We start from the raw sequence: 17,305 nt of genomic DNA, 5'->3' as shown, positions 1-17,305 counted from the left end.
GGCAGACGCCCAGCCAGCCCAGCCAGACCGCCCGACTACTCGTGCGTGACCCAGGAACCGCTGTGCACGTACCGCTCCATGTGAATGCGGGTGTGCAGCCACGTTTCGACCGTGCGCACCTCGTCGATCGTGCGAATGGCCTGCAGTAGGGTCGCGAACTGGGGCAGGGAGTTGAACGAGATGGTGGTGACGAGGTCGTAGCGGCCGACGGTGCTCGAGAGAAACTCGAGGCCGGGTTGGGCACGCAAGAGCTCGAGCAGCTGGGGGTGCGGCGTCGCGGTAGTGAAGCCGAAGCCGAAGACGAGCTCTGAACCGGCAGAGTTGCGGCCGCGCACGACGCCAATTTGCATGGCGCCGGAGTCGAGCAGGCGGGCGACCCGGTCGCGGGTGGCGCTGATCGAGAGGCCGGTGTGCTCGGCGAGTTCGGCGTAGCTCTTGCGGCCGTCGATTTGTAGCTGTTGGGCGAGCAGCTGGTTCGTCTCGTCGAGCTGGAAGCCCTGCAGGTCGGGCTCCTCGCCGAGGAAGAAGCTTGAGTAGACATGCTCGTACTGCAGAATGTGGCCCTCGATGACGCCGTCGAGCGCGCGAATCTCGCCGATGTCCCGGTGCAGGTCGGTGAGGCTCGGCGAGTGCAGCTCGACGATGACCTGGTACGAGCCGGTTGCCTCAGAGAGGTACACCGCCGAGGGCAGCTGCGTGAGGTGCTCGATGATGTGGGCGGGCGATCCGTACACCCGCAGGCTCACGTGGGCGAGCACCTCGAGGCCGAGAATGCGGGGGTGAATGGCGGCGATGACGCGCAGCGAGCCCGACTGGAAGAGCGGCGAGAGGCGGCTCGAGACGTTGGCCCTCGTGGTGTCGAGCTCTTTGGCAATGGTGCTGTACGAGGCGCGGCCGTCGCGCCTCAGGTACGTGATTGCTCGTTCGGTGAGGAAGTCCATGCTCCCCATCATAACCAGAGATGAGTGAGGCAAAAAGTGCAACTTGTCGGTCAATAATGGCAAGATAAAAAAATCGTCAAGAAAATCGGTGCCGAACGGCACGCTTTTTTGGTTTGTCGTGAGTCACGCCGAAAATATGTTTTGACAAAGTGGCTTCAGTGGCCGTACAGTCACACTTACGAACACTTGAGTCGTAACCCACCCCATCATTTCGGCATCAACGGAGAAGTCATGAAAAAGATTATGCTCGCGACCGCTAGCGTCGCCTCAGCGGTGTTACTGCTTGCCGGTTGTGCAAGCTCGAGCGATTCGAACGAGGCGAAGCCCAAGCCGGCCGCCAACGAAAACGCTCCCGAGGGCCTCGTCAAAGAGGGCTCACTCACCGTGTGCATCGACCCCGAGTACCCGCCGCTCGAGTACTACGCTGACGGCTCAGGCGGCGACATCGTAGGCTTCGACGCTGATTCGGTGCGGGCGCTCGCTGATCACTGGGGTCTCGAGGCCAACTTCGAGGTCACCTCGTTTGACGGCCTCATGCCCGGCGTGCAGAGCGGCAAGTGCGACATGATCTTCGGCGGCCTCTACGAGAGCGCCGAGCGCGCAGAGATTGCTGACTCGGTGACCATCATGGCGGCGGGCCCCGCGGTACTTGCGGCACCCGAATCGGCCGACAAGATCTCAGACGGGATGTCGCTGTGCGGCATGCGCGTGGTTTCGCAGGCGGCTTCAAGCAACTCGATGAGCGTGCAGAAGCTCAGCGAAGAGTGCGAGGCTGCAGGCAAGTCAGCGATCACCCACACCGAGTACCCGAAGACGGCCGAGACCGTGCTCGCCGTCATCAATGGCAAGGCCGACGCGCTCGTCGAGACGAACGTTGCCGCGAGCTACATGGCCACCCAGAACGAGGGTCAGCTTGAGATGGTCAACACCGTGTTCGATCCCGACACCACCTTCGGCGCGTTTACAAAGCCGGGCAGCACGCTCATCGATCCGCTCACTGAGGCACTCAACGCGCTGCAGGAAGACGGCACGCTCGCGAAGATCGCTGCCGAGTACAACCTCGACGAGTCAATTCTCGACGTCACCCGCTAGGGCCGAAGACGTTACCCGTTCACCCGATTCGGGGCGGGGCTTAGGCTCCGCCCCGCTTTCACCCCGGTACACCGATAGAGGCACCCATGCTTTTTGATCCCGAAATTTTCTTCGAGCAGCTGAAGAGTAGCGCTTACCTGTACGGCGCGCTGCTCTCGATCGGCGTCGCGATCGTGTCGCTCATCATCGCGACCCTGCTCGGCTTCTTCGTCGCCCTCGGCCGCACCTCTGACAAGTGGGCGCTCAAGGGCCCCGCGAACGTTTACACCTGGTTCTTCAGGGCGTTGCCTGCACTGCTCGTGCTGCTCATCATGTGGAACGCGCTGCCGCAGGTTATCCCAGCGCTCAAGTCAGACTGGTACACCCCGTTCATTGCGGCCTCGGTGGGCCTTGGCCTCGTCGAGTCGGCGTTCATGGCCGAGATTATTCGCTCGGCGCTGCAGAGCGTCGACGAGGGCCAGGCACTCGCGGGCCGCGCGCTCGGCATGAAGCCGGCCGCCGTCATGATGAAGATCACCCTGCCCCAGGCGTTGCGCGTCGCGCTGCCGCCAACCGGCAACGAGTTCATCGGCCTCATTAAGTACTCATCGCTCGCGTCGGTCATCTCGCTCAGGGAGCTGCTCACGACCGCGCAGGTCGGCGTGAACATTACCTTTCGCTACGCCGAGTACTACCTCGTGGCCATCATTTACTACCTCATCATCGTCTCGGTGATCACGCTCATTCAGAGCCAGATTGAGAAGAAGTTCGCGTGGACTTCACGGCAGACCGTGAAGAGCGCGAAGAAGCAGGAAGCAGAGGCAGTCGCATGAGTGACGATGCAATCACCCGAAGCGTTATCGTGGGCGAAGACCTGCCCTATGCAGGCCCCACCCTCACGGTACAGAACTTGCACAAGAGCTACGGTGACAACCAGGTGCTTGCGGGCGTCGAGTTCGAGGTCAACAAGGGCGAGGTGAAGGCCGTGCTCGGCCCCTCGGGCTCTGGAAAGTCAACGATGCTGCGCCTCATGGCGCTGCTCGAGCCGGCCGATCAGGGCGCGATCCTCTTGCACGGCGAGCGGATCGGCGCCGAAGACCGCGGCGGCAAGCTACACTACTTGCCAGAGCGCAAGCTCGCGATTCAGCGCCGCGAGATTGGCATGGTGTTTCAGCGCTTCAACCTGTTCCCGCACATGACCGCGCAGCAGAACGTGATGATCGCGTTGCAGTCGGTGCAGGGCGTCTCGAAGGCTGAGGCGAGGGAGCGCGCGTTTGAGATGCTGAGCCGCGTTGGCATGAAGGATCGCGCGGGCCACTACCCCTCAGAGCTCTCTGGCGGCCAGCAGCAGCGCGTTGCCATCGCGCGGGCCCTCGTGCTCGGGCCGCAGGTCATGCTGTTTGACGAGCCGACCTCGGCACTTGACCCGGAGCTCGTGGGCGAGGTGCTCGAGGTGATGGAGCAGCTCGCTGAGTCGGGCATGACGATGATCGTCGTCACGCACGAGGTGCGCTTTGCGAGGCGCGTTGCCGACGAGGTCACGCTGTTTGACAGCGGCGTCATCGTCGAGCAGGCAGCCCCTGAGGAGTTCTTCGAGAACCCGCAGCACGAGCGCACGAAGCGCTTCCTGAGCCACGTGCACTAGGCACGAGAGCCTCGATCGTCCCGTGAGCCCGCAGCAGCGCCCTCGCTGCTGCGGGTCTCACAGGTGATGAACAAAGCTGGCGCACGAGCGCCGGCGAACGAACCCCAACCACCCTCGAAGGAGTGAGCAGCATGGCCCCAGAGCCCCACCAGAACCGCCCCGTCGCGGTGTATACCGACATCGAAGACACCGATGTTTCGGCGGGCGTTGCCCTGCTCGAGGCCGCTGGCTTCGAGGTGCGGGTGCTCGAGACCATGGACCCGGAGCGCATCATCGAGGGCGCGGCAGACGCCACGGCGCTGCTCGTCGGCTACGCCGAGATTGACCGTGCGACGCTCGAGCGGCTCCCGTCGGTGCGCATCGTGTCGCTCATGTCGATGGGCTTCAACAACGTCGACATCGACGCCGCGAGTGAGCTCGGCAAATGGGTCACGAACGTTCCAGGCGTCGCGACCGAGGAGGTCGCGGCCCACGCGCTTGCCCTCGCGCTCGGTGCGCTTCGGGGTGTCAAAGAATATGCCGAAGCGGTGACGGCTGGCGAGTGGAACAGTCGCTCTGAGATCGTGCAGCCCCGCGTGAGCGGCCTCACCCTCGGGCTCGTCGGCCTCGGCAAGATCGGAGCGCAGCTCGCAGCGTACGCGAGGCCGCTCTTTGCCCGCGTGCTCGCCTACGACCCCTTTGTGCCCCGCGACGAAGAGACGCTCGCCGGGCTTGAAGCCCGCGGTATCACTCTCGAAACGCTTGAGACGGTGCGGCGCGAGTCGCACGTGCTCTCGATCCACACCCCTCTTACGGCCGAGACCGAGCGCATGGTCGACGAGGCCTTCATCGCCAAGATGCCGCGCGGCTCGTACCTCGTGAACGTGAGCCGGGGGCAGCTCATCGACTCGCACGCCGTGCGCGCCGCAGTCGAGTCGGGCCACCTCGCGGGGGTCGGGCTCGACGTGCTCGACGAAGAACCGCCCACAGCAGATCACCCGCTGCTTGGCCACCCGCGCATCACGGTCACGCCACACATTGCTTATTTCTCAGCCTTCACCGCAGCCGAATACGTGCGCGTGCAGGCACAAAACCCCGTGACGCTTATGCTCACGGGCACCCCAGACTCGCCGGTTGCCGGCCCGAACACCGATCACACGCGTTAGGAGAACGTCATGCGCAAGCTCTCAGGGCTCAAGCCCGCACCAGAAGCAGCACCACGAATTGTGGTGGCCGACACGATCTATACCCTCTCGAGCGCGGGCGAACGAGCGACCGCGATGCTCGTGATCGGTGGCCGCATCGAGCACGTGGGCGATCTCGCGGGCTGCGAGGCTCGCGCCGCCGAGCTGAGCCCCGTCACCCCAGAGGTGGCCGAGTTCGCCGGCCACACGATTGTGCCCGGATTCATCGACGCGCACGCGCACCCGCTCATGCTGGGCCAGATGATGAGCTGGATCGACTGTGGTCCAGAACAGGCCACCTCAATTCCCGAGATCGTCGCGCTGCTCAAGAAGGGCGCCGAGGCATTGCCTGCGGGTGCGCCGATTCGTGGCTATGGCTACGAGCAGCGCAACCTTGTCGAGCAGCGTCACCCAACCCGCTTCGAGCTCGACGAGGTCTCGACCGAGCGCGAAGTGTACCTCATGAACGCCTCGGGCCACGGCGGTGTCGTCAACAGCCTCACGCTCGACTCAAACGGCATTACGCGTGACACCCCGAACCCCGATGGCGGCGAGTTCTTTCGCGATGCCGAGGGCGAGCTCACGGGCGAGCTCTCAGACGCTGCGTGCAACATTCTCACGGGCGTGCACGGTGTGAAGATCGGGCACCACGGCCCCAACTTTCACCTGGGCGACGAGCCTGAAGAGCATCGCAAGCAGATGCTCGCAGCTCAAGACAACTTCTTGCAGGGCGGGGTCACGACCATCGGCGACGCCCAGGTGTCAAAGCGTGAGTTCGAGGCCTACCTGCGCATGCACGAGGCCGGCGAGCTGAAGATGCGCGCGAACATGTACCTGCTCTCGCACCTGCTCGACGACGTGCTCGAGATGGGCATGAACGGGCAGTTTGGCAACGAGCAGCTGAACTTCGCTGGCATCAAGTTCTACTCTGACGGCACGCTCGGCGGCTGGACGGCATACTTTCCCGACGGCTACCTCGGCGACCCCTGCCGTAAGGGCCAGCTGTACCACGACCCGCGCGACTACACCGAGATGATCGTGAAGGCGCACCTCGCTGGCCTGCAAACCGCAACGCACTCGCAGTCGCCCACCGCGCTCGAGATGGTCATTAGCGCGATCGAAGAGGCGCTCAGGCAGCGCCCCGACAGCGACGCGCGTCACCGCATCGAGCACTGCGGCCTGCCCACCCCCGAGCAGATCACGCGCATGAAGGTCGCGGGCATCTACCCCGTGAACCAGCCGCAACACCACTTCAACTGGGGCGAGGGCGTCGAGCAGGCTATCGGGACGCCGGGCGAGCGCTTCAACCCGCTCGGTGAGTTCGAACGGGCCGGGGTGCCGGTGACGATCTCGTCAGACGCTCCCGTGGCCGATCCGCGCCCCCTCGAGGCGATCCAGGCAGCCGTCAGCCGGGTGACCCGCCGCGGCACCCAGCTCGGCCCCGACTCGCTCGCCGTTTCGGTCGACACCGCGCTTCGCGGCCACACGATCACGGCGGCACACGCGCTCGGTCGCGAAGACGATCTCGGCTCGCTTGAGCCGGGCAAGCGCGCTGATTTCGCGGTGCTCTCGGCCGATCCGCACGAGACGCCGGTGCACGACATCGCCCAGATCACTGTCGCTGAGACGTGGATCGGCGGCACCCGAGCCTACGCGAACGCCTAAGCACCGCCAACCGCACCGACCGAGAACGAAGGGAAGACACCGTGACACAGGGAGCAAGTGCAATGATTCCGCAGGCTGAGAGTGAGGCGGCGCTCGCCGCTGGCGTGACCGCCGACAACGTGGGGCTCGCGATGCTGAAGGCCATTCGCGGCTACGGGGTCGACACCGTGTTCGGCATTCCGGGCACGCACAACCTCGAGTTTTACCGGCACTTCGAGCGGCTCGGCTTTCACGCCGTGACCACTCGCCACGAGCAGGGCGCGGGCTACGCGGCCGACGCGTGGAGCCAGCGCACGGGGCTTCCCGGCGTCGTCATCACGACCTCTGGCCCGGGGCTCTTGAACGCGCTCTCGGCCGCTGGTACGGCCTACTGCGAGTCGCGCCCGATGATCATCGTCTCGCCCGGCGTGCCACAGGGCGAGGAGTTTGCCGACATCGGCTCGCTGCACGAGACGAAAGATCAGGTGGCCGCGGCCGCCGCGATCGTCGAGTGGGCACGCCGTGTGCAGACCGCCGAAGAGGCCATCGAGGCCGTGCACGACGCGTTCCAGCTCTTTCACACGTCGAGGCCGCGCCCCGTCTACATCGAGGTGCCGCTCAACCTGCTCGAGGGTCCCTGCGACGTGCCCGCCGAGGCGCTCGAGGCGCGCGTGTTCGAGTCGGGCCAGGCGCTCGACCCCGAACTCGTGCGAGCCGCTGCCGCGACGCTGCGCGACGCGAAGCGTCCCGCGATTCTTGCCGGCGGCGGATCAGTCTCTGCCCACACCGAACTCAGGGCGCTTGCCGAGCGACTCGGTGCTCCCGTGGCCACGAGCCTGAACGGCAAGGGCGCACTGCCCGAGGCGCACCCGCTCTCGCTTGGCTCAGACCTCAGGCTCGAGAGCGTTCGTGCGGTGCTGAATGAGGCCGATGCGCTGCTCGTCGTCGGGTCGAAGATCGGCCAGTCTGAGCTCTGGGGCGGCGAGATCGCACCGTCTGGCGAGCTCATTCGCGTCGACATTCTCGAGAGCCAGCGGCACAAGAATGCACGCTCGACGCAGGCGCTCATCGGTGATGCGACCGAGGCGCTCGAAGCCCTGCTCGCCGAGCTCGGGGCGGCCGAAACCTCACCCGAACCGGTCATCGACGTCGCTCGCGTCAAGCAGCGTTCGTTCGACGAGTCGGCGGCCTTCGCCCCGCTCGAAGACGGGCTCGCGAAGCGCATCGCGGCGATTCTGCCCGAAGACGCGATCGTCACGGGCGACTCGTCGCAGATCACCTACTACGGCATGTCGACGCACGTGCGCTCGGCCGAGCCAGGGGCCTTCATGTACATGGCCGCCTACGCGACTCTGGGCTACGGCCTTCCCGCCGCAATCGGCGCCAAGGTGGCCTCGCCCGAGCAGCCCGTCATCGGGGTCATCGGCGACGGCGCCCTCATGTTCTCGATTCAGGAGCTCATGACCGCCGTCGAGCAGGGGCTCGACATCACGATCGTGTGCGTCGACAACGGCGGCTACGGCGAGATTCAGCAAAACGAAGCCGACCGTGGCATCGCCCCCGTCGGGGTGCAGCTCGCGCAGCCGAACTGGCCCGCCCTCGTCGAGGCCTTCGGCGGCAAGGGCTTCGCGGTCACCACCGAGGCCGATCTCGAACCGGTCATTCGTGAGGCCATTGCGGTCACGGGTGTGACGCTCGTGCACGTGCCGCTCGCGCTCTTCGCGGCCGAACTGGCGTAGGTCGAACCCTCTTCAGCGCTCGCCCCCAGGGGCTCACCTTTTTCTAGCAACCACCAAGGAGAACACCGTGGCTCACACCACCACGACGCTCGGCGTCGAAGCGAAAGCAACCGCACAGGCCTGGATCGACGAGAACCTCGACCGACTCACCGACTGGCACACGCACATTTGGGAGCTCGCAGAGCCCGCATGGCGCGAGTACCGCTCGGTTGCCTGGTACGTCGAGCGCCTCACCGAAGAGGGCTTCACGGTCGAGGCTGGCTCGGCCGGCATGCCAACCGCCTTCAGCGCTGAGTGGAGCCAAGGCGAGGGGCCGACCCTGCTCACCTATGCCGAATATGACGCCGTGCCGGGCAACAGCCAGGCCGCCTCGACGAGCGAGCAGCCCAAAGAGGGGCTCAGCCGTTTCGCGCCCGGCCACACCGATCCGCACTCGGTTCTTGGTATCTCTACCCTCGCAGGCCTGCTCGGCACGAAGCACGCAATGCAGCAGCACGGCATCGCAGGCACCCTCAAGTACACGGGTGAGCCCGCCGAAAAGATGCACGGCTCGAAGGTCATTCACGGCCTGCGCGGCTACTACGACGACGTCGACGCGATCGTGAGTTTTCACCCCTTCTACATGCTGCCCTTGTGCAACACGGCTCGCTGGGACACGCAGTGCGGCGCCTACTACAGCAAGGTCTACACCTTCACGTGTGACAACCCAGAGCAGTGGCAAATCTCGGCCGACCCAAACTCGCCCATTCCGGCGTCGCACTCTGCGGCCAGGGCGCCGGGCGCAAACGTTGCCCTCATGCAGATGTACACCGCGTCGCGGGTCATGCACGACGCCATGCTGCCGAGCGTTGGCGGGTGGAGCCTCTCTGACGCGATTCTGACCGACGGCCAGGCGACCGCCGACAACCTGCCCGCCCGCGTTGCCCGCATTCAGTACTCGTGGCGCACCCCCGACATCGAGATGGCCGAGCACGTGCTCGCGGTGCTCGACCGGAACGCCGAGCACGCCGCGGCAATGGCCCACTGCGAGGTCGAAGAGCGGTGGATCGCCCGCAGCCGCCCCGGCATCACGAACCACGTGATGACCGACGTGCTCTACGACAACCTCTCGGCCGTCGGCGCCCCGCGGTACGGCGACGCCGCGATCAAGATTGCCCAGGAGATTCAGGAAAACCTCGGCATCGAGCCGATGGAGAAGCCGTTCTTGCGCGAGACCGAGCAGCTCATCGAGCCGCGCGAGGCCGAGCGCCTGCTGCGCGAAGAGATGCCCGCATGGCAGCAGAACTGGACGAGCGACGACTACGTCGAGATGACGCACTACGCACCGACCGTGCGCTTCTACGTCTCGCGCCCCGCGCTGCAGCCGGTGCCGGGCAAGGGTGCGTACCCGGCCTGGGTCATGAACGCCCTCGGCGGTTTTCCCGAGACCATCAGCCCCACGATCGACGTGGCGGGCAAGACCGTCGCCGGCACCTTCATCGACCTGCTCACGCAGCCCGAGCGCCTCGCCGAGGCGAAGGAGGAATTCGCCTCGCGACGCGAAGCCTTCGGGCGCGGGCCGCTGCTGCCCACCGACTTCGAGCCACCGATCGACCTGCCGTGGCCTGATTACCACGCCGAAGAGGGCGAGCGCCGCTGGTAGCTCGCGAGACGTCATGAAGCGCCAGGGGGCGGGGTCTGTAAGGGCCTCGCCCCCTGGTGCTAAGGCGCCGACACCTGTCACTCTTCGCAATGAATTGGCATTCGCTTTACTTATGTAAAATAATAGACAGTATTATGAGTGATTCTGTTTTGAGTGCCGCGATCGAGCAGTCGCGAGAAGGCCACGACGCGTGGCATTCCGAGCGCGCCGCCGCGGTGACCGGGCCAACCGGCAACCTTGCTCTCGTCGAGACGCGCTGGTTTGGTGCTGGCGAAACCGTCGATGTCGAGGCTGAGCAGGCATCGGCGCCAGAGGGCGTGACGGTGACCTCGCTCGCGCGTCGCTCGCTGAGCACCGGCGAAGCCGAACACGGCCTGCGTCGCTGGGATGCGAACTCTGCCGCGATCCGCGCGTTCAACGGCATCAGTGCCTTCGCGTTTAACCCCGACTGGGTGATCGCCGCGAACTTCACGCCGGTCTCAGCCGACCGCACCGTGCCCTTCGAGCACATTCGCGACAACGGCGGCACGCGAGAGCTCGTGGTGCCGGGAGACATCACCTTCACGCTGAACGACGTCGAGTACCGCTTCGCGGCCTTTGACGACGGCGGTGTGTTGCTGCTCGTGTTCGGTGATGCGACGAACGGCGCCGAGGGCGCCGACGCAACCTATGGCGCCGGCCGCTTCCTGTTCGTCGAGCGCCCAGACGGCGGCAGCGACGCCGAGGCGGGCACCGTGATTCTTGACTTTAACCGGGCCTTCGTGCCCCCGTGCGGCTTCTCGGCGCAGTACAACTGCCCGATGCCGCCCGCCCAAAACCGCTTCGCCCTGCCCGTTCACGCCGGTGAAAAGCAGGTTCTCTTCGCTGAGGGTTTCGACCTGTACGCCGCCTAAGGCGCACCGAACGCTCTTCTTCTCACTCACCACTTCACCCACTGGAGGCTACTGTGGCCAATGTATCTCGTGGCGCCCGCAAACACCGCGGCGCTTTCTTCCTCGCGGCCGGCACCGCGCTCGCCCTGCTCGTGACGGGCTGCTCGTCGCAGGCCGCCTCGGAGGGCGGGGCTGACGCCGTCATCGCGGTTGGCTCGCTCTACGAACCCGTGAACCTTTCGAATACGGCTGGCGGCGGCCAGGGCGTGACCGAAGCACTCACCGGTAACGTCTACGAGGGCCTTTTCAAGCTCACCGACGACGGCGAGGTTGAGAACCTGCTCGCCGAGGGCTTTGAGGTGAGCGAAGACGGCCTCGTGTACACCGTGACCCTGCGCGAGGGCGTGACCTTCCACTCGGGCAAGGCGCTGACCTCGCAAGACGTGAAGGCGAGCGTCGAGGCGGTCACCGCTGAAGATTCGCAGTCGGCGCGCAAGTCGAGCTTCGCCGTGATCGACGCCATCGAGACCCCCGACGACCACACCGTCGTCTTCACGCTCTCACAGCGCGCCATCTCGTTCATCTACAACCTCAGCTACGTGTGGATCGTGAACGCCGACGCGACCGACCTCAACACGAGCGAAGACGGCACCGGCCCGTACGTGCTCGACGAGTGGAAGCGCGGCAGCTCGCTCGCGCTCACGCGGTGGGACGATTACTGGGGCGAGCCAGCGAAGAACGCGGGCGTCGAGTTCAGCTACTTCACCGATGCCACGGCGCAGAACAACGCCCTGCAAACCGGGCAGCTTGACCTCATCACGAGCGTGCAGAGCCCTGACCTGCTCGAGCAGTTCGAGGGCAACGACGACTACACGATTAGCGCCGGCGACTCGACGACCAAGGAGCTGCTCGCGTTCAACGACCGGGTTGCGCCCTTCACCGACGCTAAGGTGCGCAAAGCGATCTACTCGGCAATCGATACCGAGAAGCTGCTCACCTCGATCTGGGGCGAGTACGGCACGCAGATTGGCTCGATGGTGCCCCCGACCGACCCCTGGTACACAGATCTCACGAACATGAACCCCTACGACCCTGAGCTGTCGCGCTCGCTGCTCGCCGACGCGGGCTTCGCCGATGGCTTCAGCTTCACGCTCGACACCCCGAGCTACGACCCGCACCCCGTTGTGGCCGAGTTCGTCCAGTCTGAGCTCGCCAAGGTGGGCATCACGGTGAACATCAACACGATTAGCGCCGATGAGTGGTACTCGAAGGTGTTCCAGGACCGCGACTTCGAGGCGACGCTGCAGGAGCATGTGAACGACCGCGACGTGGTCTGGTACGGCAACCCCGACTTCTACTGGGGCTACGAGAACGACGATGTCGTGCAGTGGGTCGCTGAGGCCGAGCAGGCGCTCACCGAAGACGAGCAGACCGAACTGCTCACGAAGGTGAACGAGCAGATTGCCGAAGACGCGGCGAGCGTGTGGCTCTACCTCTACCCACAAATCGTGGTCTCAGCGAAAGAGGTCAGCGGTTACCCCGTCAACGGGCTGAACTCGCAGTTCTTCGCCTACGACATTGTGAAAGAGTAGTTCGCGAGGAGAACCCGCACCCGCATGCTTCGATACTTAACACGCCGCTTCGGCTTTCTGCTGCTCTCGTTTGCGGCAGCGATGGTTGTGATCTTCGTGCTGCTCAGGCTCCTGCCTGGCGACCCGGCAAACGCGCTGCTCTCGGTCAACGCGACCCCAGAGCAGATCGCCGCCGCGCAGCGCCAGGTGGGGTCAGACCTGCCGGTGCTCACGCAGTTCGGAGCATGGGTGGGGGCGATCGCCCGGCTCGACTTCGGCACCTCGTTCATCAGCGGGTTGCCGGTCGGGCCCGAGATCGTCTCGCGGCTCTCGGTCACCCTGCCGCTCACGCTCCTGTCGTTTGCGCTCGCCGTCGTGCTCGCGCTCGTCATTGGCGTGACCGCGGCGGTGAAGGCCGACCGCTGGTATGGCGTGCTGCTCTCTGGCTTCTCGCAGCTCGGCATCGCGGTGCCGACATTCTGGGTAGGCATCTTGCTCGTCTGGCTGTTCGCGCTCTCGCTCGGCTGGCTTCCCTCGGGCGGGTTTCCGCGGGCGAGCTGGTCAAACCCGGGTGCCGCCTTCACGGCGCTCGCCCTGCCCGTTCTCACGATCGCGATCGTCATGAGCGCGTCGCTTGCCCGGTACGTGCGCACGGCCACGCTCGACGTGCTCGGCAGCGGCTACCTGCGCACGGCCCGCGCCCACGGTTCAGGAGGCGCCGAGGCCTTTCTGCGGCACGGCCTGCGCAACGCATCGGTGCCCGTCATCTCGATTCTTGGCATCGAGCTCTCGACGGCGCTCATTGGCGCGGTGGTCGTCGAGAGCGTGTTCACGCTGCCCGGTCTCGGCAGCCTCCTGCTCGGTGGCATTAACCAGCACGACTACATCACCATTCAGGGGGTTCTCGTGGTCAGCACCTTCTTCGTCTTGTTTGTTGGCTTTGTCGCCGACGTGCTGCAACGCATCGTCGACCCGCGGCTGCGTCAGACGGTTTCGGGCAACCGATGAGCGGCCAGCGTCGCGCTCGCGTGAGCGCCACCCTCGTGATCGGCGTCGTGCTCGTGAGTATCGTGGTGCTCGTGGCTGTGGTCTCGCTCTTCTGGCTCCCGTTTGCGCAGGGCGATACGAGCGGATCGCGTCTCGAGGGGCCGGGCGCCGAGCACTGGCTCGGAACCGATAAACTCGGCCGCGATCTCTTCACCCAGCTCATGGTCGGTGCGCGCATTGCCCTGCTTGTGGGAACCGGTTCGGTGCTCATCGCCGCGGTGCTCGGCATCGCGGTGGGGCTCGTGGCCGCGTTTTCAAGGCCGTGGATCGACGACACCGTCTCTGCCTGGCTTGACGTCGTCATCGCCTTTCCCGTGTTGTTGCTCGCGATGCTCATCGTCGCGGTGCAGGGCTCATCGATCTGGTCGGTCATTCTCGCGATCGGGCTCGGAATGTCGGCCGTCGTCGCGAGGCTCACCCGCATTCTCACGAAGCGCGTCTTGCAACAGCAGTTCATTACGGCCGCGCGCACGAGCGGAACGGGCCTTTGGGGCATCGTCTTTGGCCACGTGCTCCCAAACATCACCCCGATGCTCAGCTCGGCGCTCGCCCTGCAGTTCGGCATCGCCGTGCTCGCCGAGGCGAGCCTCTCGTACCTCGGCTTCGGTGCGCCGCCGCCCAACGCCTCGTGGGGGCGGCTCTTGCAGGAGGCGCAGGGAACCGTGATGACGGCCCCCGCCGGTGCGATCGCGCCGGGCATCGCCCTCGTCGTGCTCGTGCTCGGCGTGAACTTTATTGCCGACGGCATCGGCGACGTAACCGACCCGAAGCGAAAGGTGCGGCGATGAACGACGTGACCTCTGAGCGGCCTGCACGCGAGCAGGCGCTGCTCGACGTGCGCGGCCTGACGGTTCTGGCGCCCTCGGGCGCGACCCTCGTGAGCGACGTCACCTTTTCGGTTGGCCGTGGCGAGCGGGTCGGCCTCATCGGCGAGTCGGGCTCTGGCAAGTCGGTGACGAGCCTCGCCCTGACGCGCCTGTTGGCTCCCGGCTTTTCGACCAGCGGCAGTGTGCTGCTCGACGGGGTCGCGACGCTCGATGCCGATGAGGCGAGCCTCAGGAAGCTTCGCGGGCCGGGCGCATCAATGGTGTTTCAGGAGTCGCTGAGCGCGCTCGATCCGCTCATGCGCGTCGGCAAGCAAATTGCCGAACCGCTCAAGCGCCACCGGGGCCTGCGTGGCGACGAGCTCGCCGCGGCCGTGAGCGATGCGCTCGCGGAGATGCGACTCACCGATTCGCGTATCGCACGAGCCTTCCCGCACGAGCTCTCGGGCGGCCAGCGCCAGCGCGTCGCGATCGCGATTGCACTCGCCTCGCGCCCGGCGCTGCTCATCGCTGACGAGCCGACGACGGCGCTCGACGTGACGGTACAGCGCGAGGTGCTCGCGCTGCTCGACCGGCTCGTGGCCGAGCGGGGCATGTCGCTGCTGTTCATTAGCCACGATCTCGCGGTCGTGGCGCGCATGGTCGACCACATCGTGGTTATGCAGCAGGGTGGGGTGGTTGAGCAGGGAGCCGCGGCCGACGTGATTGACGCGCCCCAGCACGCCTACACCGAGCAGCTCATCGCGAGTGCCCGTGCGTTTGACGACGCCCTGGGCGACGCGTTCGAAGGGGAGGGTGAGGTCTGATGACGGTTCTTGAACTGAGCGATGCGAGCTTCGCATACGGCTCGCACCAGATTCTTCACGGGGTGTCGCTCGCGCTTAGCGAGGGCGAGTCGGTGGGGCTCGTCGGTGAGTCTGGCTCGGGCAAATCGACGATGCTTTCGTTGCTGCTCGGCCTAAACTCGCCCCAAACGGGCGAGGTGCGCTTTGAGGGGCAGCGCCTCGAGCGGCGCAACCGCGAGCAGATGCGGGCCTTTCGCGCGGCCGTGCAGGCGGTGTTTCAAGACCCCGCATCGTCGCTCAACCCCAGGCAGCGCGTGGGCCGCATCGTTGGCGAGCCGCTGCGCTCACTCGGGCTCGCGACGGGGGCCGATGCCGAACAGCGGGTGCGCGAGGCGCTCACCTCGGTTGGCCTTCCCGCTGATGCGGCCCTGCGCTACCCGCACGAGTTCTCTGGAGGGCAGCAGCAGCGCATCGCGATCGCTCGCGCCACCGTCTCGTCGCCGCGCGTACTCCTCGCCGACGAGCCAGTGAGCGCCCTCGACGTGACGACCCGCATTCACATCATTGACCTGCTCGCAGAGCTCAGAGAATCGCAGGGTCTCGCGCTGCTCATGGTCTCCCACGACCTCGGGAGTGTCGCGGCGCTGTGCGAGCGAACGGTGGTGCTGCGTGATGGCCGGGTGGTCGAAGAGGGCGCAACGCGAGAGCTCTTGCGCGCACCCCAGAGCGAGTACGCGCGCGAGCTCATCGCGGCGGTGCCGAGGCTGCCGGCCGGTGGCCAGCAACCGGCTCGTTAGCCGAGCACCCCAGAAATCTCACGCGGCGCCTCGCCGGGCGTGAAGAGCAGTGCCGGGCCGTACTGCGTGTTGACCGCGGCTCCGCCGATCTCGGTGACGCCGCCGTGAACCCTGATCCACACGCCCTCACGAATAGCGACGACGGGCGTCGTGTTCTCTTCGTGAAACTCGGTGAGGCGCAGCTCGCGGGTCTCGCCGGCGTGGGTCGAGTTCGGGTCGGCGTCGAGGTAGTGGCAGTTGATCTGGAAGGGCACGAGGCCGAGCGCGTCGAAGCCCTCGGGAAAGATGATGGGCATGTCATTCGTCGTGCGGATCGTGGGGGCCGCGACGTTCGTTCCCGCGCTCGCGCCCATGTAGAGCTTGCCTGCTGCGACGTGGTTGTGCAGCTCGACGATGAGGCGCTCCTGCTTGAGCCGGTCGAGCAGGCGGAAGGTGTTGCCGCCGCCGACGAAGATCGCTTGCGCCTGGCGCACCGTCGCGACCGGGTCGCCGTCTTCGTGAACGCCCTTCACCGTGATGCCGTGCGGTGCGAAAGCCTCGCGCACCTTCTGCGTGTAGGCGTCGTGGTCAGCGAGCGAGTAGGGCACGAAGACGAGCTCGGTGACGCCATCGAGTGCTGGCAGAACAGCCTGCCACGCGTGTTCGAGGTAGCCCATGCCGGCGTTCGTCGAGTTTGAAAGGAGCAGAAGGTTGTTCATGATGACCTCGCATCGGGGGTTTGGGTTGACAGGAGTGCGCCGATCTTGGCGGCGGTATGCAGGAGCGGATCGACGTGCTCGCGAATGTCGCCTCGGTCTTCACGCTTGGCTTCACCGAGGCTCACGGTGCCAACGGGGCGGCCAAGCACGAAGACGGGGGCCGAGATGGCTCGCGTGTTGCTGTCGTATTCGCCCTCTGAGTAGGCCCAGCCCTTCTCGGCAACGAGCAGCATTTCTTGCTCGATCTCGTGGGCATCTTGCGAGGTCAGGTCACTGAACTTCGCGAGGGGCCGATGGTACATGAGCGCCTGCCGCTGCGACGACGAGAGGAAGGCGAAGTAGGCGCGTGAGGTGGCCCCGGCGTGCGCGGGGTAGAGCTCGCCCACGAGGGGGTGGTCGCGCATGGGGGCGTTGCCGCCATCGACCGCGGCGACGCAGCGCACGTACGAGCCGTCGGCGAGGTTGAATGAGGCGGTGCGGCTCGAGCGGTCGGCGAACTCTGAGAGCAGGGGCTCGACGAGCAGGGCCATGCCACCGCGTCGCTCCCAGGTGCCCGCGATGCGCCACATTGCGGGGCCCATGCGGTAGCGTCTCGTCACCGGGTCGGCGTACAGGAAGCCGCGGTGTGCCAGAGTGCTGAGCAGTCTCTGGGCCGCCGATTTGTCGAGGTCGAACTCTTCTGCGAGTTCCATGACGCCCCACTCGGTGCGTCTCGTTGAGAACGAGAGCAGTACGGCGAGGGCGCGGTCGACGGTCTGCAGCGCTGGGCGACGCGATCGTGAAGCAGAGGTGTGAGTGTCGATGTTGACGCTCCTTTCTGCTTTGAATCATAACCACCGTGAGAAAACCGTGCACCACTGTCTCAT

The 17,305-nt window shown here is 65.7% G+C and carries 16 protein-coding genes; 13 read left to right on the top strand and 3 right to left on the bottom strand.

Features of this window, described 5'->3' with window-relative positions; genetic code table 11:
• Positions 1–35: 35 nt before the first annotated feature.
• The gene (locus JSO19_RS06210; RefSeq protein WP_270910454.1) at positions 36–941 is read right to left on the bottom strand and encodes an Lrp/AsnC family transcriptional regulator; all 906 of its coding nucleotides are present in this window, start codon (positions 939–941) and stop codon (positions 36–38) included.
• 231 nt (positions 942–1,172) lie between these two features.
• On the opposite strand from JSO19_RS06210, the gene JSO19_RS06205 reads away from it, so the two are divergent.
• The 13 genes from JSO19_RS06205 (at position 1,173) to JSO19_RS06145 (ending at position 15,741) form a co-directional block, all read left to right on the top strand.
• Positions 1,173–2,033, top strand: coding sequence for an ABC transporter substrate-binding protein (locus JSO19_RS06205; protein ID WP_270910452.1), 861 nt, complete (start codon positions 1,173–1,175; stop codon positions 2,031–2,033).
• 86 nt (positions 2,034–2,119) lie between these two features.
• On the top strand, positions 2,120–2,845 hold the full coding sequence (locus tag JSO19_RS06200; RefSeq protein WP_270910450.1) for an amino acid ABC transporter permease: 726 nt from the start codon (positions 2,120–2,122) through the stop codon (positions 2,843–2,845).
• On the top strand, positions 2,842–3,657 hold the full coding sequence (locus JSO19_RS06195; RefSeq protein ID WP_270910449.1) for an amino acid ABC transporter ATP-binding protein: 816 nt from the start codon (positions 2,842–2,844) through the stop codon (positions 3,655–3,657). The genes JSO19_RS06200 and JSO19_RS06195 overlap by 4 nt, the downstream gene beginning before the upstream one ends.
• Positions 3,658–3,788: 131 nt before the next feature.
• Positions 3,789–4,802, top strand: a complete 1,014-nt coding sequence (locus tag JSO19_RS06190) for a C-terminal binding protein (RefSeq protein WP_270910447.1) — start codon at positions 3,789–3,791, stop codon at positions 4,800–4,802.
• Between the two features lie 9 nt (positions 4,803–4,811).
• Entirely contained in the window at positions 4,812–6,485 is a 1,674-nt protein-coding gene (locus JSO19_RS06185; protein WP_270910446.1) for an amidohydrolase, read from the top strand.
• 41 nt (positions 6,486–6,526) lie between these two features.
• Positions 6,527–8,203 carry a thiamine pyrophosphate-binding protein gene (locus JSO19_RS06180; RefSeq protein ID WP_333735042.1) on the top strand — a complete coding sequence of 559 codons (1,677 nt, stop codon included), beginning with the start codon at positions 6,527–6,529 and terminating at the stop codon, positions 8,201–8,203.
• A gap of 67 nt (positions 8,204–8,270) precedes the next feature.
• The gene (locus JSO19_RS06175) at positions 8,271–9,845 is read left to right on the top strand and encodes an amidohydrolase (RefSeq protein WP_270910444.1); all 1,575 of its coding nucleotides are present in this window, start codon (positions 8,271–8,273) and stop codon (positions 9,843–9,845) included.
• Between the two features lie 134 nt (positions 9,846–9,979).
• Complete coding sequence (locus tag JSO19_RS06170; RefSeq protein ID WP_270910443.1) at positions 9,980–10,738, top strand: DUF1684 domain-containing protein; 759 nt, start codon at positions 9,980–9,982, stop codon at positions 10,736–10,738.
• 53 nt (positions 10,739–10,791) lie between these two features.
• Positions 10,792–12,309 carry an ABC transporter substrate-binding protein gene (locus JSO19_RS06165; RefSeq protein WP_270910442.1) on the top strand — a complete coding sequence of 506 codons (1,518 nt, stop codon included), beginning with the start codon at positions 10,792–10,794 and terminating at the stop codon, positions 12,307–12,309.
• A gap of 24 nt (positions 12,310–12,333) precedes the next feature.
• On the top strand, positions 12,334–13,296 hold the full coding sequence (locus tag JSO19_RS06160) for an ABC transporter permease (protein ID WP_270910441.1): 963 nt from the start codon (positions 12,334–12,336) through the stop codon (positions 13,294–13,296).
• A 20-nt stretch (positions 13,297–13,316) separates the two neighbouring features.
• Positions 13,317–14,123: an ABC transporter permease gene (locus JSO19_RS06155; RefSeq protein WP_270910440.1), complete on the top strand. Its 807-nt coding sequence runs from the start codon at positions 13,317–13,319 to the stop codon at positions 14,121–14,123.
• Positions 14,120–14,965 carry an ATP-binding cassette domain-containing protein gene (locus tag JSO19_RS06150; protein WP_270910439.1) on the top strand — a complete coding sequence of 282 codons (846 nt, stop codon included), beginning with the start codon at positions 14,120–14,122 and terminating at the stop codon, positions 14,963–14,965. Before JSO19_RS06155 ends, JSO19_RS06150 begins: the two co-directional genes overlap by 4 nt.
• Positions 14,965–15,741, top strand: coding sequence for an ABC transporter ATP-binding protein (locus JSO19_RS06145; protein ID WP_270910438.1), 777 nt, complete (start codon positions 14,965–14,967; stop codon positions 15,739–15,741). Before JSO19_RS06150 ends, JSO19_RS06145 begins: the two co-directional genes overlap by 1 nt.
• Here the strand turns inward: JSO19_RS06145 and pepE are convergent.
• Both pepE and JSO19_RS06135 read right to left on the bottom strand, forming a co-directional pair.
• A complete protein-coding gene (gene pepE, locus JSO19_RS06140; RefSeq protein WP_270910437.1) occupies positions 15,738–16,439 on the bottom strand; it encodes a dipeptidase PepE in 702 nt (233 codons plus the stop codon). The genes JSO19_RS06145 and pepE overlap by 4 nt on opposite strands.
• Positions 16,436–17,200 (bottom strand): IclR family transcriptional regulator, encoded by a 765-nt coding sequence (locus JSO19_RS06135; protein WP_270912104.1) that lies wholly within the window; start codon positions 17,198–17,200, stop codon positions 16,436–16,438. Before JSO19_RS06135 ends, pepE begins: the two co-directional genes overlap by 4 nt.
• Between the last annotated feature and the right edge of the window lie 105 nt (positions 17,201–17,305).

Origin of the sequence: Leucobacter sp. UCMA 4100 (assembly GCF_027853335.1) — a bacterium.
Lineage (GTDB): Bacteria > Actinomycetota > Actinomycetes > Actinomycetales > Microbacteriaceae > Leucobacter_A.
The sequence above is the reverse complement of the archived record's forward strand: the minus strand, read 5'-3'. Positions and strand labels throughout refer to the sequence as shown.